At 58.6% G+C, this 20,535-nt stretch carries 19 protein-coding genes and 1 tRNA gene; 4 read left to right on the top strand and 16 right to left on the bottom strand.

From position 1 onward, the window contains the following. Nucleotides 1–76: 76 nt before the first annotated feature. Genes K3767_RS09560 through K3767_RS09550 form a run of 3 tightly spaced genes read left to right on the top strand, consistent with a single transcriptional unit; the run spans nucleotide 77 to nucleotide 5,353 of the window. Complete coding sequence (locus K3767_RS09560; protein ID WP_221173355.1) at nucleotides 77–877, top strand: DUF3786 domain-containing protein; 801 nt, start codon at nucleotides 77–79, stop codon at nucleotides 875–877. Beyond that, complete coding sequence (rgy, locus tag K3767_RS09555; protein WP_221173354.1) at nucleotides 877–4,293, top strand: reverse gyrase; 3,417 nt, start codon at nucleotides 877–879, stop codon at nucleotides 4,291–4,293. The genes K3767_RS09560 and rgy overlap by 1 nt, the downstream gene beginning before the upstream one ends. Further along, the gene (locus tag K3767_RS09550; RefSeq protein WP_221173353.1) at nucleotides 4,235–5,353 is read left to right on the top strand and encodes a hypothetical protein; all 1,119 of its coding nucleotides are present in this window, start codon (nucleotides 4,235–4,237) and stop codon (nucleotides 5,351–5,353) included. Before rgy ends, K3767_RS09550 begins: the two co-directional genes overlap by 59 nt. On the opposite strand, the gene K3767_RS09545 is transcribed toward K3767_RS09550, so the two are convergent. From K3767_RS09545 to K3767_RS09515, 7 genes are read right to left on the bottom strand one after another with little or no spacing between them, the layout of a single operon-like run. Beyond that, nucleotides 5,331–6,854: a methylenetetrahydrofolate reductase C-terminal domain-containing protein gene (locus K3767_RS09545; RefSeq protein ID WP_221173352.1), complete on the bottom strand. Its 1,524-nt coding sequence runs from the start codon at nucleotides 6,852–6,854 to the stop codon at nucleotides 5,331–5,333. The two genes, K3767_RS09550 and K3767_RS09545, sit on opposite strands and share 23 nt — an antisense overlap. 2 nt (nucleotides 6,855–6,856) lie before the next feature. Next, nucleotides 6,857–8,221, bottom strand: coding sequence for a sigma-54 dependent transcriptional regulator (locus K3767_RS09540; RefSeq protein ID WP_221173351.1), 1,365 nt, complete (start codon nucleotides 8,219–8,221; stop codon nucleotides 6,857–6,859). Then, a complete protein-coding gene (locus K3767_RS09535; protein WP_221173350.1) occupies nucleotides 8,214–10,385 on the bottom strand; it encodes a PAS domain-containing sensor histidine kinase in 2,172 nt (723 codons plus the stop codon). Before K3767_RS09535 ends, K3767_RS09540 begins: the two co-directional genes overlap by 8 nt. After that, nucleotides 10,382–10,936 (bottom strand): DUF4390 domain-containing protein, encoded by a 555-nt coding sequence (locus K3767_RS09530; RefSeq protein ID WP_221173349.1) that lies wholly within the window; start codon nucleotides 10,934–10,936, stop codon nucleotides 10,382–10,384. The genes K3767_RS09535 and K3767_RS09530 overlap by 4 nt, the downstream gene beginning before the upstream one ends. Continuing rightward, nucleotides 10,933–11,469, bottom strand: coding sequence for a nitroreductase (locus tag K3767_RS09525; RefSeq protein ID WP_221173348.1), 537 nt, complete (start codon nucleotides 11,467–11,469; stop codon nucleotides 10,933–10,935). Before K3767_RS09525 ends, K3767_RS09530 begins: the two co-directional genes overlap by 4 nt. Next, entirely contained in the window at nucleotides 11,426–12,142 is a 717-nt protein-coding gene (locus K3767_RS09520) for a flavodoxin family protein (RefSeq protein WP_221173347.1), read from the bottom strand. The genes K3767_RS09525 and K3767_RS09520 overlap by 44 nt, the downstream gene beginning before the upstream one ends. Beyond that, entirely contained in the window at nucleotides 12,135–13,040 is a 906-nt protein-coding gene (locus K3767_RS09515; protein WP_221173346.1) for a spermine synthase, read from the bottom strand. Before K3767_RS09515 ends, K3767_RS09520 begins: the two co-directional genes overlap by 8 nt. A 94-nt stretch (nucleotides 13,041–13,134) precedes the next feature. On the opposite strand from K3767_RS09515, the gene K3767_RS09510 reads away from it, so the two are divergent. Then, nucleotides 13,135–13,211, top strand: a tRNA-Arg gene (locus K3767_RS09510). A 278-nt stretch (nucleotides 13,212–13,489) separates the two neighbouring features. On the opposite strand, the gene K3767_RS09505 is transcribed toward K3767_RS09510, so the two are convergent. The 9 genes from K3767_RS09505 to K3767_RS09465 form a co-directional block, all read right to left on the bottom strand. Further along, nucleotides 13,490–13,663, bottom strand: coding sequence for a hypothetical protein (locus tag K3767_RS09505; protein ID WP_221173345.1), 174 nt, complete (start codon nucleotides 13,661–13,663; stop codon nucleotides 13,490–13,492). Next, nucleotides 13,656–14,942, bottom strand: a complete 1,287-nt coding sequence (locus tag K3767_RS09500) for a site-specific integrase (RefSeq protein ID WP_221173344.1) — start codon at nucleotides 14,940–14,942, stop codon at nucleotides 13,656–13,658. Before K3767_RS09500 ends, K3767_RS09505 begins: the two co-directional genes overlap by 8 nt. A 297-nt stretch (nucleotides 14,943–15,239) precedes the next feature. Then, nucleotides 15,240–15,629, bottom strand: a complete 390-nt coding sequence (locus K3767_RS09495) for a hypothetical protein (RefSeq protein ID WP_221173343.1) — start codon at nucleotides 15,627–15,629, stop codon at nucleotides 15,240–15,242. Between the two features lie 13 nt (nucleotides 15,630–15,642). Then, nucleotides 15,643–16,851, bottom strand: a complete 1,209-nt coding sequence (locus tag K3767_RS09490) for a plasmid recombination protein (protein ID WP_221173342.1) — start codon at nucleotides 16,849–16,851, stop codon at nucleotides 15,643–15,645. Between the two features lie 16 nt (nucleotides 16,852–16,867). Continuing rightward, complete coding sequence (locus K3767_RS09485) at nucleotides 16,868–17,020, bottom strand: hypothetical protein (RefSeq protein ID WP_221173341.1); 153 nt, start codon at nucleotides 17,018–17,020, stop codon at nucleotides 16,868–16,870. A gap of 515 nt (nucleotides 17,021–17,535) precedes the next feature. Continuing rightward, on the bottom strand, nucleotides 17,536–17,937 hold the full coding sequence (locus tag K3767_RS09480; protein ID WP_221173340.1) for a hypothetical protein: 402 nt from the start codon (nucleotides 17,935–17,937) through the stop codon (nucleotides 17,536–17,538). A gap of 74 nt (nucleotides 17,938–18,011) precedes the next feature. After that, complete coding sequence (locus K3767_RS09475) at nucleotides 18,012–18,161, bottom strand: hypothetical protein (RefSeq protein ID WP_221173339.1); 150 nt, start codon at nucleotides 18,159–18,161, stop codon at nucleotides 18,012–18,014. A gap of 119 nt (nucleotides 18,162–18,280) precedes the next feature. Beyond that, nucleotides 18,281–20,071 (bottom strand): type IV secretory system conjugative DNA transfer family protein, encoded by a 1,791-nt coding sequence (locus K3767_RS09470; RefSeq protein ID WP_221173338.1) that lies wholly within the window; start codon nucleotides 20,069–20,071, stop codon nucleotides 18,281–18,283. Next, nucleotides 20,061–20,432, bottom strand: coding sequence for a hypothetical protein (locus K3767_RS09465; RefSeq protein ID WP_221173337.1), 372 nt, complete (start codon nucleotides 20,430–20,432; stop codon nucleotides 20,061–20,063). Before K3767_RS09465 ends, K3767_RS09470 begins: the two co-directional genes overlap by 11 nt. Nucleotides 20,433–20,535: the final 103 nt, after the last annotated feature.

Genomic DNA, 20,535 nt, shown 5'->3' with positions numbered 1-20,535 from the left:
TCCCGGATTTAAAGGGTGAATTTTTAACAATTATACCCCTGTTTCGGGCCTCTTTCAAAAACGGGGCGAGGATGCTATGATACCCGCGATGGGTTTGACCCCGCTTGAGATCGTCAGGCATCTCCCCAAAACCAACTGCGGGGAGTGCGGAGAGCTCTCCTGTCTGGCCTTTGCGGTGGCTCTCCTTTCCGGAAAACGCACCCCTCGGGACTGTCCCCACGCGAATCTCGAAGGGCTTTCCCTTTCCGGAGGTCCGAATCCCTCCTCCGAACTGGATCAGGCCTGGCGCATCCTCGAGGAGGTAAAGACCGAGGTGGCCGGCTTGGATCTTCGCGCCCGGGCCGGGGGGCTCGGAGTGGAATGGCGGGAGGGGAGGCTCCTCATTCCCTACCTCGACGGCCTGGTGGAACTCACCCCGCGGTCCGCCCGTCGTATCGACGGCCTGGAACTGGATCCCCGGGATCAGATCCTTCTTTACAACTATGTTCGTTTCGGGGGAAAGGCCCCTCTTTCCGGAGAATTCGTGGGGCTGGAGACCTTTCCCAATTCGGTCTCCAAGGTGGCCACCCTCAGGCGATATGCCGAGGAAAGGCTGGCCCGGGCCCTTTCGGAACGATTCGCGACCCTGCGGAAGGCCCTTTCGTCGTTCCGCACGCGGGAAATTCCCGCCGAAGCGGATCTATCCTTTGAGGTCTATGTGCTTCCCCGGGTTCCCCTCCGGATCCACTTCTGGCGTCCCGAGCCCGAGGAGGGGCTTCCCCCGGAGGCCAAGGTCCTTTACGACCGTCTGGCCCTGGAATATCTGGATCTGGAGTCCCTGGTCTTCTGTGCGGAACGATTTACCGAAAGATGGCTTGAGGTGGCAGGGATCCGGTAATGCTTTTTTCCCTGGCCCACGGATGTCCGAACTGCGGCGGCGAGATCGGAGACGACCGGCTCCTTGCGGGATGGCCCTGCGAGAGGTGTCTTCCCGAGCCGGAGGAGCCCTGCGCCCTTCCTGAAGAAAGACTCCTCGGGCTTCGTCCCTTCTGTGAGGCCCGAGAAAAACTGGCCCACTTCCGGGAGATGTTTATACGGGCCGTGGGGCACGCTCCCTCGAGCCTTCAGGAGACCTGGGCCAAGCGTTTTTTCCTAGGGGAGTCCTTCGCCATCGTGGCCCCCACCGGATCGGGAAAGACCACCTTCGGGCTACTTCTCACCCTCTTAAATCCGGGAAAAAGCCTCATCGTGGTCCCCACCCGTCTCCTCTGTGATCAGTTGCACGGAAGGCTCGAGGCTCTGGCCGAAAGGCTATCGATCTCGCGGAAAATTCTGGCCTATCGGGGGCGCAGGCGGGACAAGGAGGCCTTCGCCGCGGGCGACTACGAGATCCTGGTAGCCACCTCGGCCTTCATGTATCAACACGGCCCGGAGCTTGCCCGGATCGCCTTTTCGCTGGTCTTCGTGGACGATGTGGACGCCTTTCTCAAGCGCTCCAGGCACCTGGAGACCCTCTTTCGCGTACTGGGATTCACCGAAGAGGAGATTCTTCTGGCCCTAAAACCCCGCAAAACGGACCACGACTTCGAACTCCTAAACGGCATCCGGGAGAGGGGAGGGCGGGCCCGCCTGATTATCTCCTCGGCTACCCTCAAACCCCGAACCTCGCGGGTGGTCCTTTTCCAGCAGCTCCTCGGTTTCGACATTCAGCGGGCCACCTCCACCCTTCGAAATGTCCTGGATGCCTATCTTGAGGTGCCCCGGGACAAACTCTTTTCCGAGGCCGTGGAGGTCTGTCGGCGCCTGGGAGCCGGAGGGCTTATCTTCCTCTCCGAGGATCTGGGTAAAGCCGAGGTGCCGCGGTTTACCGAATTTTTGCGCCGAAACGGAATCAGAGCGGTCTCCTATCTGGAGGCCTCTCCGGAAAAACTCGTGGAAGGGTTGCAAAGAGGGGACTTCGAGGTGGCGGTGGGGCTGGCTCACCTGGGGAATCCTCTGGTCAGGGGGCTCGATCTTCCGGAGGTTCTGCGCTACGCCGTGTTCGTGGGGGTGCCCAAGCATGTGTTCTCCCTGCGGCTGGAGCTTTCTCCCCAGAACCTTTACGCCCTCCTTTCGGCCCTGCTTCCGGTTTTCGAAGGCGAGGAGGAGACCGAGGCGACGGCTCACCTGCGCTATCTCCGCAACTATCTTACCCTCAGAGCGGAGGACCTTCCCCGGTATCCCAGGATTGAGGCCCGTCTCAGGGAAATCCGGCACTTCCTTGAGACGCGTCTTTCGGAGAGCGCCTTTCGGGAAAGGCTGCGTTCCTCCGAGGAGGTCTTTCTGGAGGAGAGGGAGGGGGAGCTTTTCGTGGTGGTAGGAGACGCCGCGGCCTATCTTCAGGCCTCGGGCAGGGTGTCCCGACTTTCGGCCCGGGGGGTGCTCCCGGGGCTATCCGTGGTGCTTGCGGAAAGTCGCCGGGCTCTCGCGAGCCTTAAACATCGACTTCGTTTTTTCCTCGGGGAGCCACCGGACTTCCGTCCCCTCCCGGAGTTAAATCTCGAGGAGGTTTCCCGCCGGCTCACCGAGGCCCGTCGGGGGCTCCGCGAAGGACGCACTCCGAAGGTCCGAAGCACCCTCCTGGTGGTGGAAAGCCCCCACAAGGCCCGAACCATTGCCTCCTTCTGGGGAAGACCATCCCATAGACGCCTGGGACGGGTCGTCGTTTACGAGATTCCCACCGAGGACCGGCTTCTCATGGTTACGGCCTCCCTGGGCCATGTCTTCAACCTCTCCCGCCGGCGGGGGTTGTTCGGAGTGTTTTCCGAAGACGGCCGTTATCGGCCCCTCTTCGATACCATCAAGCGTTGTCAGGATACCGGAGAGGAACTGGTGGATCCGGAGGAAGTAAAGGAAAGGTGTCCTGGGGGGAGGGTTTGGGACAAGGGGGAGATCCTTGCGGCGCTGGCGCGGGTGGCCTTTTCCGCCGACGAGGTCCTCATCGGTTCGGACCCCGATGCCGAGGGCGAGAAGATCGCCTACGATCTCATGATCTCCCTGCGCCCGTATCAGGCCAACATCCGGCGGCTCGAGTTTCACGAGGTTACCCCCCGGGCCCTGCGGGAGGCCCTGGCCCGGCCGCAGGATTTCAACACGGCCCGGGTAAAAGCCCAGCTGGCCCGCCGGGTGGCGGATCGGTGGGTGGGGTTTGCCCTTTCCCGTTATCTCTGGCGGGTCTTTTCCCGGCGAGGCCTTTCGGCCGGACGGGTTCAGACCCCGGTGCTGGGCTGGGTCATCGAGCGGGCCAGGGAGGCCGGTCGCAAACGCTATCTCCTGAGTTTCCGCCTGGGAGGTCGCCGTTTCACCCTGGAACTCGAGGACGGTCGCAGGGCCCGATCCCTGAAGGAGGAGTTCGGTACCCTGCGGTGGGAAGTCCTGGAGGAGTCGGAGGAGGAGATCCCCGCCCCGTCTCCCTTCACTACGGACACCGTGCTTGAGGAAGCCCACACCCGCCTGGGTTTCACCAGCCGATACACCATGACCCTGCTTCAGCACCTCTTCGAAAGCGGGCTCATCACCTACCACCGCACCGATTCCACCCGGGTCTCCGAGGCCGGACGCTTTCAGGTGGCCCGCCCCTATCTGGAAAAGACGCTCGGGGCGGACTTCTTTTTCCCCCGGGCCTGGGGGGAAGGCGGGGCCCACGAGGCCATCCGTCCCACCCGGCCCTGGGATCTCCGGGAATTGCGCTCGCGGGTGGCTCACGGTCTTCTCTCCCTGGAAAACGAAAGGGATGCCCTGCGTCTCTACGACCTCATCTTCAGGCGTTTCATGGCCAGCCAGTGCCGCAATCCCCGGGTTAAGGTGGCTCGCCTGCGTTTTACCGTATCGGACTTTTCCTGGGAGGATCGGGCTCCGGTGGAGATGCTTCGCCCCGGACACGACCGGCTGTGGGAACCCCTTACCCTCTTTCAGCCCCGGGGGGGGCCGGAAGAGATACGGCTTCGCAGCGTCTCGGCCAAACCGCTTTTCACCGAGGGCACCCTGGTTCAGGAAATGAAAAAACGCGGCCTGGGACGCCCTTCCACCTACGCCGAAATCGTTAGCACCCTGCTTTCCCGGGGCTATGTCAAGGCCATAAAGGGAGGCCGCCTGGTGCCCACCCACCTGGGGAAAGAGGTTTACGAGGTGCTACGGAGGGATTTTCCCCACCTCGTCTCCGAAGAGTTTACCCGGGAACTGGAAACCCTTATGGATCGCATCGAGGAGGGGCAGGATGACTGGCAGGAGGTCTGCCGGAAACTCGAGGACCTGGTCCGTCGGTTCGTGGGTTAAAGGGTTTTTCCTGGCGGGTGCACTCCTTCTGACCTCTTGCGCCCTCCACCCGGGCGCGGAACTTAAGCAATCCTCCCTGGGCTTCAATCGGGCCCTGCAGCACTCGCTGGCCGAACAGATGATCCTCAACCTGGTCCGTTTGCGCTACGGGGAACCCCCGGTCTTCCTGGAGGTCACCAGCATCTCCACCCAGTACGGATTTTCCGGCGATCTTTCCGCCGGAGCCAGGGTGAACGAGGCCTATCCCGATTCCTATAGCTTCGGCCTGGGGTTTTCCTATGCGGTAAAACCCACCTTTACCTTCGTACCGCTTCAGGGGGAGGAGTTCGCCAGGAGACTTCTTTCCCCCATACCGGTGGAACACCTGGTCTTATTGCTCAACTCCGGATGGCGCGTGGATCGGGTTCTGCGTCTCTGCGTGCAGGGGTTAAACGGGGTCCCCAACGCTCCCACCGCCTCCGGGCCTACGCCTTCGAAACCGCCGAGGTTTGAGACCTTTCTGCGGGTCAGTCGTGCCCTGGAAAACCTGCGCCGACACGGTTATCTTCGGTTCGTGTTCCTGGAAAGGGAAGGGCGGGCTTTTCCGGCCCTCCTCATCTCTCCCGAGGCCCGGGATCTTGCGGAAACGCGGGAGGTCCTTCGTCTCCTCCGCCTGACCCGGGCCTCCTATTACCCCCTGGTAGGGCCGGAGGCCGAACCCGGGCCGGATCGTATTCGGGTGGAGACCCGTTCCCTCATCGGGGTGCTTTTCTACCTCTCCCAGGGAGTGGAGGTCCCGGAAAGGGATGTGGCAGAGGGGCGGGTCGTCCTCACCAGGCTTCCGGATGGACGGCCCTTTGACTGGAAACGGGTCCTGGGAGACCTCTTTCGGGTTCGCGAAAGTTCCACCTTCCCCTCCGGGGCTCTGCTCGCCGTGCATTACCGGGGACGATGGTTTTACCTTTCCGATACCGATCCCAGCACCAAGGCCACCTTCGTTCTGCTTCAGCAGCTCTTTGCCCTGGAGGCTTCCAAGGGAAAGGGGCTTTCGCCTCTTCTCACTCTTCCGGTGGGGAGTTAGAGCGTCCCAGATAGAAGTTCAGCCAGGAAGAGGTCCGGAAGAGGGCCCAGTCGCGCGGGGAAAGTTCTCCGGAAAGGAGCTTGCTCCGGCGCTCCTCCGGACGGAGACGTTCGTAGATCCGTACATACACGCAACGGCGTTTCCCGGGATACACCTCGCACCATCCTTCCTGGCTTCCTCCGCAGGGACCGTTGAGGAGGTACTTCGCGCACTGACTCTGGGGGCAGAGGAAGGCCATTTCCGCCAGTACACAATCCCCGCACTCCTGACAGTCGAAGAGGGCTTTCTTGAACCAGTATTCCATCCGGGTGAAGTGTTTTTCGAGGGAACTTCCGGCCACGCGCTCGGCCAGTTTTTTCCACACGGGTAAGAGGCGTCCGCGAGGGGAAAAAAAGATCCGGTGAACCAGGCGGGAAAACCGGTAGAGGATCCCTCCGGACCGGGGAGGACCCGGGGGCACTCTTTGCGGGACATTGAGTCCGGTTTCCGGATCCTCCCGGTAGAGGAAGAAGGCCCCTTCCGGGTGTTCGGAGAATTCCGGCAGGAATTCCCGCCAGCGGGGGTAAAACTCCCCGGCCATGTGAAGGAGTTCTCGCGCCGCCACGGGATCGAGCGGGGCCCCGCAGATGTGCACTCCCCGGAAACCCAGCCCCCGGCAGACGGCTATGAGACGGGCGGCCCGGGAAAGCGCCGCCTCCTTTCCCCCGTCCGGGGCGCGGGATTCCCGTTCCACCCGGCGCAGAAGTCTTTCCGAAACGGTTATCCCCGGCACCACCCCCCGATGGAGAAGGCGAGCCAGACGCAGATCCATGACCAGGACTCCGGCAAGCACCGGTAGATCCCTGATCCCTTCCTCATCCAGGAAATACAGCAACTCCTGGAACTTGCGGGCCGAAAACCCCACCTGCGTAATTACGAAAGAGGCCCCGGCCCGTATCTTACGAAGGAGCTTGAAGTACTGAAGAACGGTCTCGGCCTCGGTCCACTTGAAGGGATTCACCACACAGCCCGGAAAGAAGGGAATGGGGGGAAGACGAAGCCCCCCGCCGGGCACCTCGGGAGGGAGGTGAAACCCCTCCCGCATCTCCGAAACCAGGCGCAGGAGGGATACCGAATCCAGGTCAAAGACCGGCTTGGCCCGGCCCCGGTATCCGTAGCGGGGATAGTCCCCCGTGAGAATCAGAAGGGTGTGCAACCTTTCTCGATCCAGGGCCAGGAGATCGCTCTCTATTTGATTGCGATTTTTGTCCTTGCAGGAAAAGTGAATGATGGGTTCGTGCCCCATGAGGCGGAGCTCCCGTCCCAGAGCCTCCGGGGCCAGAGCCGGATGTCCCCCGGCGTTATCGGTGATGGAAAGGGCGTCGAAAAGCCCCTCCCCGGCGAGAGCCTCGGCGAAACGAATAATCTGTCGGTAATGCCGGGTGCGGGTGCTGCGTCCGGGCACCAGCTCAAAGGTGATCACGAATTCCTTTTCGGAAAGAGTCCGGCTGAAAGCGGGCACCCTTACTCCCTCGAGAGCCCCAGGGCCTTGAGTTTGCGATGGAGGTAACTGCGCCTGAGACCGATGGCCTGCGCCATCCGGGAGATGTTCCCACCGTATTCCTCGAGTTTCCGACGCAGAAATTCTCTTTCGAACATCTCCCGGGCGGTCTTGAAGTCGGCCACCCGCAGCCACTCGGGGATCTCCCCTCCACCCCGGGCGCGCTCGGCATAATCCAGAAACTCCCGGGGCAGATCGTTCAGGGTGATCTCCTCCCCCGGAGAGATGATCACCAGACGCTCGATGAGGTTCTTCAGTTCCCGCACATTTCCCGGCCAGGGATAGCGCTTCAACACCTCCAGGACCTCCGGAGAGATCACCTTCCTCCCCAGCCCGCTGTGCCGGGAAAGTTCGTCCAGAAACTCCTCCACCAGGAGGGGGATGTCCTCCGGTCGTTCGCGCAGGGGGGGGATCACGATGGGAACCACATTGAGCCGGAAGTAGAGGTCTTCCCGGAAACGACCGGCCTCCATTTCGGCCCGGAGGTCCTTGTTGGTGGCGGCGATGATGCGCACATCCACCTCAATGGTCCGATCCCCGCCCACCCGTTCAAACCTCTTTTCCTGGATTACCCGCAGGACCTTGGCCTGGGCCGAAAGGCTCATGTCCCCCACCTCGTCCAGAAAGAGCGTCCCCCGGTGGGCCTGATCGAACTTACCCCGGCGGGATCGGGTGGCCCCGGTAAAGGCCCCCTTTTCGTGTCCGAAAAGTTCGCTTTCGATGAGGTTTTCGGGAATGGCGGCGCAGTTAACCTCCACGAAGGGCCCCTGAGCCCGCCGGGAAAGATTGTGGATCATCCGGGCGGCCACCTCCTTGCCCACACCGGACTCTCCCTGGATGAGCACGGTGGCCTCGGTGGGAGCCACCCGGGCGATGAGTTCGCGCACCTCCCGAATGGCCGGGGACTCCCCGGTGAGACCGGGCTCCCGCAGACGGGAACGCAGCCTCAGGTTCTCCTCGGAAAGGGCCCGCATCCTTAGGGCCTTCTCCACGGTAACGATTACCCGGTCGTAGGAAAGGGGTTTTTCCAGAAAATCGAAGGCCCCCAGTTTCACGGCCCGGACGGCCAGTTCTATGGTGCCGTGCCCGGAAATCATGACCACCGGGAGGGTGGGATGCTCCTGGCGAAGCCGCTCGAGCACCTTCATGCCGTCGAGCCCGGGCAACCATATGTCCAGCAGTACCAGATCCGGGGGAGATTCCTCGACGAGGCGGAGGGCCTCCTCGCCGCTTTCCACGCACCTCACGCTGTAGCCCTCGTCCTCCAGGATGTCCCGCAGACTCTCGAGGATGCTCCTTTCGTCGTCCACCACCAGGATCTCAGGCATGAGGCCTCCTGCGGAAGGGAAGGCGGATTACAAACCGGGCCCCGTGAGGCCGGTTTTCCTCCGCCCGGATCTCTCCCCCGTGCCCCTGAACGATGGAGTTGACTATGGCCAGTCCCAGGCCCGTGCCTCCCTTTCCCGAGGCGTACGGTTCGAAGAGCCGGGGGAGGATCTCCGGAGGAATCCCCGGACCGGTATCCTCCACCTCTATCCTTACCCAGTCGGCCTCTCTTACCACGCGCACCCGCACCTCGCCCCTCTCCTCCATGGCGGCTATGGCGTTGTCGAAGAGGTTCAGGAAAACTCTTTTTATCTGATCCCGATCGAAAAGGAAGGGGGGGAGGGGTTCGGCCTCCACCCGGAACCGCACCTCCCGGTGAGCCTCTTGGTAGAGGGCCACCACCTCGCGCAGGACCTCCCCCAGGTCGTTCTCCTCCAGACGGAGTCCGGGCAGACGGGCAAAGGCCGAAAACTCGTTTACCAGGCGCTTCAACTCCTCCACCTGTTTTTCGATGGTGGTGGTGCAGCGGGCCAGAACCTCCCGGTCCTCCGGGGAGAGTTTTTCGGAGAGTTTGCGCCGCAGGCGTTGAGCGGAAAGCTGGATGGGAGTCAGGGGATTTTTGACCTCGTGGGCGATTCTGCGGGCCACCTCCCGCCAGGCGGCGAGTCTCTCCATGCGCTCCTTCTCCGTTAGATCCTCCACCAGGAAAAGATAGCCCGGGAAGGCCTCTTCCGGTAGGCGCACGGCGGTGAGTCCCAGCACCCGGGGGCCCTTTTCCTGCATCAACCTTACCGGGAGGAAGGCCGGCCGATCACGGCTGGCCCTTTCCATGAGCTCACGAAAGGCCCCTAGAAGCTCCTCGGAGACCACCTCGGCCAGAGGCCGTCCCTCCGGCGATCGGGGGATCTCCAGAAGCTCCCGGGCGCGGTGGTTGGTGAGGGTGAGGCGCTCCTTCCGATCCACCGCCAGCACCCCGGCGGTAATGTTGTAGAGCACGGTCTCGAGATAGGCGGTGCGTCTCTTGAGTTCCTCGTTGGCTTCGGCCAGCGCCCGGGTGGTCTCCTCCACCCTTTCCCGATAATGCCGCAACTCGCCGGTCATCCGGCGGAAGGCCTTGACTAGGACTCCCACCTCGTCCGGGGTCTCTTCCGGGAGACTCACTTCGAAGTCCCGGGCGGCGATTCGATCCGCCGCCTCGGCCAGTTCCTGGAGAGGATCGGTAAGCCGTCGGGCAAACCGCATCCCGAACCAGACCCCCACGAATATGGTAAGAAGGGTGACCAGCAGCAGGAGGAGAAGAAGCGAGGTCTTGAGCGGGGCCCGCAGGAACTTGAGCTGCTGATAAAGCCCCACACCGGAACTGATGTCCTTGATCAATTTTTCCAGCCCGGGATCCAGGAACTTCCCTCCGGCCACCACCACCGGTTGACCGCGATAGGAAGCATACAGGAAGACCCGCAGGAGAACCCTGGTTCCTAGTTCACTGTTTTCCGAAACGGGGGCCTTCGAGGAAATTAGCTGGCGCAATACGGAGGGTGGAATACCCAAAGCCTTCTGTTTGACCCCCCGAGCGTAGGAGCGCTTGAGGATCCCTCCCCGGGTATCGTAAACCTCCAGGGTGTCCAGCCCTAGACGGCGTCTCCAGTGACGAAGAGAGCGGGAAGAAAGGTGTTTCGTCCGCCGCAGATACCCTTTCTCGAACTCCTGTAGCTTAAGGAGGATCTCCCGCTCCCGATCCTGATAGTAGGCCCGGGCCTCGAGGAGGGCCTTTTCCAGTTGCTGATCGAGATTGCTCCCGAACCAGTATTCCAGGCTGGTCTCGATGAACCGGTGGGAGACCATGAAAAGGAGAAGAGCAGGAACGAAGGTAAGGAGCAGAAAGGAAAGCACCAGTTTTATGCGCAGGCTACTTGATATGCGAGTGGCGCGGGCCTCGAAAATGGTCTTGAGAATGTTGCGCAACACCAGATAGATCACCAGAAGGAGCAGGATGAGATTGATCTGGATCAGGGCAAAGATGACCAGATTCTGGCCGGAAAAGCTCCAGGGCAGGATCTGAAAGACCCGGAATTCCACGAAAACGAGCAGGGCGAAAAGACCCAGCCCCAGAAGAATGAAGAGAACTTCCCGGCGAATTTTCAGTATTTCTTCTCGAGAAAGGCTCATAGCGAAAAACTAAGAGTGGCCCACGAAGATTCCAGGGTATCCCCTTTGAATAGCAGGAAACGGATTATCTTTTTGGGCCAGCCCACCCGGGTTATTTTCCGGACCTCGGCCCGGACTTTCAATCGATACCGCACTCCCGGCTTGAGTCGCACGAGAGGGAAAAGGGGAACTCCCTCGAGGTTTGCCGCAAGCATCAGGGCCTGACGCGGGGAGGTGGCCCGGCGAGGGGACTCCAGCGCGCCTACGGTCTGTACATAGTAGATGTTTTTGACCGGATCGTAGTAAACCGTACGGGCAATGTTCTCCTCAAAGAACTTTTCGTCCCGGAGAAGACGCCTAACTCTATAGACCTCTATTTTGAAGTTAAAGGTCAGGCCGAGACCGTGTCGGAGGGCCTCCTTGAGGTCTTCCCAGGGGAGATCCTCCAGATAGGCGTATATCAGTAGATAATCACGATAGGGGGCCACATTAAGGTCTCGTATCCTGAGGGCCAGGGCCTGCGAGGCCCCGAGGAAAAAGAGCGCCAGAAAAAATGCAGCCAGCCCCCTCAATGGATCTCCTTGAGGATGAAACTCTCGAGCGGTTTGCGACCGGTGCGCTTGCGCCGGTCGTTGGGGTATCCCAGAGCCACCACCGCGGCCAGTTCCAGCCCCTCAGGGAGCCCCAGCACCTCCCTCACCCGATCGCCATTTTTCAGGATTTCACCCAGCCACACTCCGCCCAGTCCCAGGGCGTGTGCCGCAAGGAGCATGTTTTCCAGACAGGCCCCGGCGGACTGATGGTCCTTGATTTGGTGATACATGACCTTCTGATCCAGAAAGACGGCGATCACCACCGGAGCCCGCCGAATGATCTCTCCGTAACGGGTGAGCTCCGCCAGCCTCTCCCGCACTTCCTGGTTCCACACAATGGCAAATCGCCAGGGCTGGTTGTTAAGCCCCGAGGGGGCCCATATTCCGGCCCGGACGATCTCCAGGACGAGCTCCCGGGGCGGGATCTCGTCGGTGTATTCGCGAATGCTGCGCCGGCCGTAAATGGCCTTAAGCACCGGATTTTCCGCAAAGGGAGAGCCGTTCTGAACCATACTGCGCCTCCCAGCGTCTTTTTTCCTCGAGCACGGCGGTCCGGATCCGATCCCGCAGATCCGGATCGTCGAGGTAGGTGAGGGGTCCGTTCTGTCCCCTTACTCGCAGGAGGAGCCCGGCCACCAGACGTCCCACATTGATGGCATCCATCACGGCCCGGTCGTCGAAAAGGGCCTCCTTTCCCCGGTGGGAATAGGCGTGAGCCCAGGGGGGGATTATGGCCCCCATGGCGTTGAGCACGGTGAGGAGGTAAGCCCCGGCCAGGGTGGCTCCGGCGTCGGCCCCAACGGTGATGACCCCCACCGCCTTCCCCTCCACATAGCTGGGCTCTCCGAAGGCCACCATGTTTTCGAGAGCGGTCATGCGGTCGATGAGGATCTTGAGAGGCCCCGATGGGGCATACCAGTAAACCGGTGAGGCCACGATGTATCCGTCCGCTTCCCTGAGTTTGAACAGGATCTCTCGGCCGTAGTCCTCGAAAATGCAGGGGTACTTACAGGTGGGTTCCTCGTCCTGAACGCAGCCGCGGCAGGGTTCGATTCTTTCCCGGTAAAGTTCCACCAGTTCGGTCTCGAAACCCAGCTCCTGGGCGGCAAGCAACGCGCATCGCAAAAGAGACCCCGACCCTCCGTAGGAATGAGGGGAACCGAGAATTCCCAGGATCTTACTCATCTTTTTCCAGCACCTCCGTTAGCCAGAACTTCGGAAGCGCAAAAGAGGCCCGGTGGACCTCGTGGGTATAGTAGTGGGTCTCGGGAACGGACTTGCGCCGGGGCTCCCGGGGATCCCCCGGAAACCTCAGTAGATAGGCATTATCCCCCCCAAAGGAGGGAATGCAGGCCCGGTAACAATGGGTCTCCTTCCCGTAAACCTTCCTGAAGACCGTGTAGGAGCCTTCCAGGATGTCCTTCATGGTGAAGGGGGTGGCGGCCTGCTGCACGATAGCTCCTTCAGGAGCCAGCTTAAGGAGCATCCGGTGGAAATCCTCGCTGAAAAGGGAATGGGAGAGTTCTATGGTATAGTCTGCCACCGACACATCGGGGTCAGTGGAATCCACGATGACGAGATCGAACTTCTCCCCGCGCTTTACCAGATCCTCCACCAGCTTGAAGGCATCCACGGTGAGGAGCTCTAGGCGGGGATCCGAGGGATTGGAGGGCAGGAGTTCCGGAAAGAATTCTCGCACCACCCGGGGGACCCGGGGATCGATATCGGCGATGAGGACCTTTTCCACCTCCGGATACTTGAGGACCTCCCGGGCCGCTCCGTAATCCCCGCCCCCGCAGATAAGGACCTTTTTGACCCGTCCTTCGGGGAAGGCCTGGAAGGGAATGTGGACCAGGGCTTCGTGATAGATGAACTCGTCCCGGGAGGTGAACTGAGCGGTGCCGTTGATAAAGAGAATCCTCCCCCAGAAGGCGTTTTCCATAACCAGGATGGCCTGCTCGCCTCCTTCCTCGTGGAGGACGATTCCCTCGTATCCGTAGAAGTAGCCCCGCTGCACGGGTTCTCCCAGGATGATTTTAGCGCCACGGCCTTCGGTGGGTAGCGAGTTTTCCATGATGGGCATAGAGACGGCCTCCCTCCGCGGATCTTGCCTTCATAATTACAGGAAACTGGCCCCCTTGCCAAGGCGAACCGGGGAGATTAGAATTGGGAGTGGTGCGCCCGTAGCTCAATCGGATAGAGCATTGGACTACGAATCCAAAGGTTGGAGGTTCGAGTCCTCCCGGGCGCGCCAAATTTCTCGATAAGTTCCCCACTTACGAAACACCCCTTGACGCCTCTTATTGAGAACGAGTTGCGAGAGAAAACCCAGGGAAAGTTTCGCATAACCCCCCGACTTCTCGTTTGTTTTTCGACACGGTTCCGGTAGCACGATGCGTTAAATCTCTGTTAAATCAGGGGGTCTGTTCTCGGTTTTCGGCGATTACGGGTGATTTTGTTTTGGGCTAAAAACGACGGAATGAAGCCCGGTTAGGAAGCGGTAAGGAAGAGGGTTTAAGGTGAAGCGACCGGTTAGTTAGCGCCGGACTTCTTGGTGAGGGCAGGTTGTTCTTCTTCCTCGAAGCAGTCCACCGGGGCCATGGCGGTTTTGTACCAGTGTTCGTTTTTGTGTTCCTCGGTGACGGGTTGGAACCCTTCTTTTTCGAGGAACTCGATTATCCTTTCGACTTCTGTTTTCTTATCCATCTTTGCCCCCGTTTTTCCTTCGTTTCTTCCGGGCTTCCTCGATGGACACCACCTTCACCGGCGAGGCGAAGATGGATTCCACCATCTCAGCCCTGAGTCTGGCATACCTTCTCGTGGTCTGCGGGGACTTGTGTCCCAGGGCGGCGCCAACCTCTTCGTAAGAATACCCACCTTTCAATCTCTGCATGGCGAAACTGTGCCGAATAGCAGCGTAGAGAGAAATGTTTATTCCGGCTTTCTTTGCGGCTTGTTTGAAGATGTCGAGCAACCTTTTGTAGGGGTAGGCGGTCCATCTCTCTTTATAGTGAGGGTCCCGGTAAGAGAAGACGAACATGGACCGTTTTTGTCTGGCTTGTTCCTGGATGATTTCCCGGATGCGTCCCACGAGAGGGATAACTTTCGCGGCTTTCTCTTTCGGGGTTTCGAGCAAGCGGTCGTTTGAGAAGGTCCGAAAGACGAGGATGTAGCCTTCCCGCAGGTCCACGGCGTCCCACATGAGGGCGCGAAGTTCCCCTATCCGAAGCCCGGTGAGAAAGCCAAACTCGATTATGTTCCGGTGTTCCGGCGGGATGTAAGACAAAATCAACGCTTGCTGTTCCGGCGAAAGCCAGCGGATAGGCGGTTCTTCCGGGCGAATGTCTCTGTCCGGGAAATAGGGAAGTCTTTCTATTCTCTCAAGCCTCTTGAGCCAGTTGAGGAAGGCTCTCAGTTCCACGAAAGCCTTTTTGACCGAACTCTTTGAAAGCCCGGCGTCGAGCATGGCCTTTTTGAGGTCGTTGAGGTGGTAGGCTTTCAGGTCTCGGACATCGAGTTCGCCTAGAGTGGGGATGAGCCACTTGCGGAACCAGGACTCTTTTGAGGCGAACCCGGCAGGGGTCATGGCTTTCTTTCGCTCTTCAAGGTATTCCTGAGCGAGGTTTTTGAAGAGGAACTTTTCCGCTTCCTTCTTCACCCACCGGGTCGGGTCAAACTCGCCGGTCTCAAGTTCGTGAGCTATCAGCTGCAGCACCCTCTGCGCCTGGCGGAAGTCGGTGAGAGGATTCCCCTGCTTGTCGCTATAGACTCGGACGAGCTTCCCCTGCCAGCTAAGGCTTACGAAGAGACGTTCAGGCTTCGAACGACAGCGAGGACACCGGAACCCGACGCGAGGGTCCTCTTTATATGGCTTCTTACATTTAGGACACCTCGCCGGTCTGGGATAGACACGCACGGTCTTCTTCCCCCTTCCGGGTACCGGTACTATCACGACCGAGAACAGGTCGTCAAGCGCGTCTCTCATCCCTCACCCCCGATTTCGGTTTCGGGGGCGTTTCGAAAAAAGAACGGCGGACGAAATCCGCAGAATGGTCACTGGATTTCGATTAGGAATTCTTAAGTGGGTAGGAAAATCCGACCCTAGGATTTTACTGTCGGGTTCAGGAATAACTCTTAACGAGAGAAAATCCTGTCGAGGTAAAATACCGCGCCTTTTGAGGAATAACTCTTCGCGAAAGAAAATCCTGGCGGTAGAAAAAGGCGCACAAATACGAGGTGAGGAATGGAAGGGGTGCGGCGCGGTACTGCGCCGCACCTCTTTCTAAGACATCCCTTGAGCGTCCGTTTCGTCGTCCTGGAAAGAGCAGGACGGACAGGCGAGGTATGGGCAAACCTCGCGGAAGGTCGGCGCTTGCAAATCAGGGAACCGGCGGGTGTAAAGATTCCGCGCTTCCTCGAAGATTTGACGCAATTGCGCAGCGAAGAAGTCCCGGACCCCGGACAAGCGGTATCCTCTCAGCGAGGCCGCGCCCACGCTAGCGGCCTGGATGAGGTCGAAGAGACGCTGGAACCACACCTGAGCGTCGTCATCGCTCATAGTGTGACCGTATTGCTGTAGGTGTCCTGCGAACATCCAGGCGAGCTGTATATTCTGTGCGCAAGAGAGGATGCGGTCATTCTCGGAAATCATCTTTTCTTTTTCCCTCGTCATCCTATCACCCCCTTTACGCGGTCTGCGCTTCCGTTTCCTCGACTCTTTCGTCCTCGACAGCCTCGACCGTCTCGGACTGTTTAGCGCGGGCGGTAGCGAACTTGGTCTGGACGGTGACGAGTTCCTCTGCGGACCGGGCGTTCAGGAACTCTTCGAGGGCTTCCTTGAGACGCCGGTTCTCGTCCCGCAAAGCCCTAACCTCTCTGAGCAGTTCCTCGTTTTTCTGGGCGGTAATCTCGGCGGTGTAGTTCATGTGCTTGTTTATTCCGGCGTACAACCTCTCATCCCCCAGGATGTCTTCGATTTTTTCCCCCTGTTCGAGTCTCTGGCGGATTTCTGCGAGGATGGCCGAGGTGAGTTTGCGAACGACCTGGATGGGGACGTTGTATTTGTCTCGCCCGGTGAGTTCCTGTCGAAGACCTCTGCCTAAACCGTACTTCTGTCCCACGGCTTCCTCGTAACTCGTCAAAATCTCGTAGAACCGGTACCGGGCGGAATACCTGTCCCCCAAAAACTTTTTACCGGACCAATACAAGCGGCTGCGGTCGCTATCGAACCAAAGCGGGGCGGTCATGATGTGAAGGTGCGGGACCTTCTCGTCCAAGTGAAGAGTAGCGATTATGGTGGAATAACGGTAGATTTTTCCGAAAAAGCGGATGTTATCCGCTACCCACTCTAAAAGTTTAGGGTTCCGGCTTATTTCCTCATAATCCTCTCTTTTCACCAGTTCTCGACCTATCAAGCTGTGGAAGAACGGACTGGATGCGCTCACCACCCACTCGTGGACAAACACCGTGCGGTCTTTCCTTGCGAAGGGTGCGAAAGAGAAGTCCGGGGGAAGTTCCGTAGCCCCGCTGTCGGCGAGGCGTTCCAGTTCCTGTTTTCGTTCCTCGAAGGTGCGAACGTCCGCGGGGACGAGGTGGTCGCGCAAATGGCGGATGGTGGCTTCGAGAAGAGCGAAGACGAACAGGCTAGCGGCGAGTTCGCCCCCGCCTATCCAAGCCGCGACTCTTCCAAGATAGCTCTCTTGTAAATGAGTGACGATATCTTTCCGGTTCGGTTCGACCTGCCAGTAGAGGTTGAGGTCGCTGCGGGTGGGGTCGACCCATTTCGAGTCCCTGGTCCTCACATTGTGCTGGAAGACCTTAACCGAATCGGTGAGATGGTAGCTCTTGAATTGCAGGATAAAAGCATTCCCGGTTCGTATGATACTCTTAGGCATTTGCATCACCCCCTACTTAGGATTTGAGTAGCAGTATCACCATCACCGCCAACCCCGCGACGACGGCGAGGGCGGCGAGGTCTAGCCAGAACCGGTGCCAGCACCCTGAGCATTTCTTTTTATTCAAGTCCATCAAAATCTCAGCGAGGGTTTCGTCACTCAGCGGCATCGTTTCTCACCTCTCGTGAATAATTCCCTCTGTAAGATTTTCCCTTTGTTAGAATTATTACGCTTAGCCTCTTTGAAAGAAAAAAGAAGCGAGGAAAATCCTGCGCCTAGATTTTCTAACGAAAAGAAAAAGGCGCATGATTACGAAGGAAGTAAAATCCCAGCAGAGAGCAGGCTGTCCCGGTCTCGGTTTCAGGCGGGCGGGTGAGGGTTTCTAGGTCCCGGCGGTCCGGTCTCGGTCTCGGGCGGGCGGGTCTCAGTCTCAGGCGTAAACTTGTATGAACCTGTATGAAGTCATACAAGTTAGGACAAGTTAGGCGAGGCGAGTTCTTCCCGGACCGCCCGGACCCGACCCAACCCGACCTCGACCTTGACTTCCACCTCGACCCCAACCCCACCCAAAAATAAAGAGAAATAAAGAGCCCGTATTCCCACCCAAACAAATTCCCGCGCATAGAATTATTCCCACCCACTCGTCAGGAATAATTCTGAGTGAAGGGAACCCCCGCCCTGGGTTTATTTCTCTTTCCCCACCCTTGCCATTCCCTTCCTCGTTTCCGCTTCTTCTCGCAGCCGGACGGCCTCGTCCAGGACGGCGGAAGCGACCGCGTCTGCTATAGCGTCGAGGAAGGCGTCGTCATCCCAGGGTGCGTCCACCCGGGCGGGGATGCGTTTGATAACGACGCGCTCTTTGAGGGGTGGGGGCGAGGGTTTGGTTTTAGCGTCGTTCCGATTCCCCACCTCGACCTGTTCTGTTTCGTTCTTGTTCCTGTTCTCGTTCTCGTCCCGGAACGCCTCGTCCGGGTCTACGCCGCGAGGGTTGGGGACGTGACCGGGCATGGGAAACAGCCAGTCGAACCAGTCCAGGTCGAAATCGGCGTCTTTTTGAAGACCTGTTTTCTTTTTTCTATCACTCATGACCTCGACCCCGTTTTCAGGGATTTCTGAGGGCGGTTTTGAGGGTTTTCCGGCGACCATTCTTCGAAAACCTGTCAAATCATATCTCGCCAGTTGGGACCGAAGAGTTCTTCCGGGCTGAAAGCTTCGTGTATAGAAACTTGAGGGTAGCGGGGACGGCGGCGGAAGCAGTTTTTCCAGTCCGGACCGAACCAGAGGATGGGGTCGCTCAGGATGCGCAGCATCTGCCGTCTCTCGGCTTCAATGCGTTCTGTGTCTTGTAAAAGCAGTTTTCCCTGCCCTCGAAGGGCATTCCTTAGCAGCGAATCGAGACGTCGAGGTTGTTTTTGCATCTCTTCACCCCTTACACCCATTCGTTGACGCTTAAAAATCTGCGCAAACCGCTTTTTAAATTTGCCATCACAAGGCAGCCCATCCCCACCCCCTGGCGGGTGTATTTCTCGTTCACGCGACCAAGAACATCCAAGAGGGTGGCGATGGGAACCCGCGCTTCTCTAATCTGTTCTTGGTGAGACCCCAAAAACGGCAACCCGAACCTTGCCGCGTGAGCCGGGGCGGGGGTTCTCTCGCGTGTAATCAAATCCGTGCCCAATTTCCAGTCGATTATCTCGCCGATGCTTTTCGCTGAGAGGACATAAGCGAAAATCAGGCTCACATTTGTAAGAAACGCCCGGGCGTTCTGTTCGCCGTAAATGCGCGAGATTTGATGCAAATCTTGCCAGACGCAGGTGAGAGAGACACCCCAGCTGCGCCCCTTATCGAGGATGTCCTGCATCATCTTAACACTATAACTGCTTGCCTCATCTACCAACACCACCAAGCGAAGGCGAGGGGCGTCGTTGGTGAATTGCTGCAGGATGTAGTTTAGAAAGATGTTGTAGAGGCTTGGTAAGATTCGACCCCGTGACATCGTAGTGAAAAAGAGATTCGCCCCTTGATTAAGAAGTGCAATAGGGTCCACTTCCTCGCCCTGGGCGAATTCTGCAAAATCACTAGAACCAAATAGTTCCAAAACCTGGCGAACGTTGGTTTTGATGCTTTCCGCGTGCTCACCCTGCTTCTTCCCTGCGAGGGGTGACAGGGCGTTCAAAGCGAAACTAGCTAACTCTGCCGTCTCTCTGTCGCTTGCTTGAGACAGAGAGCGCAATTCCTCATAAAATTGAGGTATTTGCTGAAAGTGAAACGAACGGACGTATTGATAAAGCTTTCTGTTTGTTAATTCCTGTTTCTTCATCTTTTCAACCAAAACCCACCACGCCACGAGTCCCGCGAAACATTCCTTTCCGTAGCGTTCCCACCGGGACGCACTGGGGTCGGTCTGGTTCGTGTTAGCATCATCGGGGATTTTCAGATAATCGATAAAAATACGCCTAATACCGTCAATGAGCGTCGGATAAGTCCAGCATAACGACAGCAAACTCACGCTAGCTTTCTTTTTCTCGTCTATTCCATCCAGAACGGGTCCGGCGTAGCGGAAAGGTAACCCTGCCTGGTCCGTCCACCTGATGAGACCGTCTTTTGCGTCGAAGACAAGGCAGCCCACTTGAGAGTCCCCCGCGTAGCGGCGAAGAAAATGGACGAGGCTAGTACTCGTCTTCCCCGACCCCGACTGTCCAAAAATGAAGCAGTGGGGGCTCAATAGCTGCTCTAAGTTCACCCCCCACCTCGGACCCAGGCGCAACGAACGAGGGTCCACGACGCGTCCGAACTCGATGCGTCCGCGCAATTGCGCGAGTTCCGCCCGCCGCGAGAGCCAGCCTGCCAGCACATCCAGCGCGACTTTCTCATCTCTTGCCCGTCCATAGCGGGAAAAGTCGCCATAACTGAGAGCGAGGATGACGACAGGAACGGTGGCGAGGATGGCGGATAGGTAAGCGTTGTAGAGAGCATAATTAATCCCCCCGTCTGCCGCGTGAGGAAAGGCGGCGAGGAAACGAAGACCCCAAGGATACTCTACCAGTCTTTGAGCAACCCAGGCCCCCACTTCGCGGATAAAAAACAGTCCCGACAGACCGAGCCAGATAAGAAACAGATGTCCCGGTCTGAGTCGTAAATCGTCTAACCAAGCGAAAGCGCGGTCGAGGATGCGGACGACGCGGGTTTTAACCGTCGCGGCTGAAATTTTACCCCTCATCCCCCACCTCTGGCAAGAAAAATTCAGGGATACAGCTAACTTTCGCTGTTCTTTCGCGCTGATAACCGATACGCCAGCATAAAGCGTTAAAATCTCGATAAACCACCTCAATAGTCTCTTTTACTTCCCATTCCTCGTAGTCGTACTCGCGACGGATATGAAGCGCCTGTGGCGCCGCGCAGGCGGAACAAGATGCGATGCCGGTTTCAACCTCGACCGTCACCCCGCCCAAAATCCGTTGCTTCCTCTCTCGTTCCACTTCAGCCTGGACCTCACCCTCGTGACACAAGGGGCAGGGGTAACGAACCAAACCGTCTTCAACCGTGTAGGGAAGAAACTTCTTCCAAGCCGCTTTGTTCATTTCTAAACCCCCTGTCTGTTCTCTTTTTTAAAGAAGATACGAAACAGGAAAGAAGAGAGAAAATTACTCAGAACACCCTCGAAAGTCGCGACAGAGTAGGGGA

This window comes from Thermosulfurimonas sp. F29 (assembly GCF_019688735.1).
Taxonomy (GTDB): domain Bacteria; phylum Desulfobacterota; class Thermodesulfobacteria; order Thermodesulfobacteriales; family Thermodesulfobacteriaceae; genus Thermosulfurimonas_A.
This window is presented reverse-complemented; position numbering and strand designations above follow the sequence as displayed.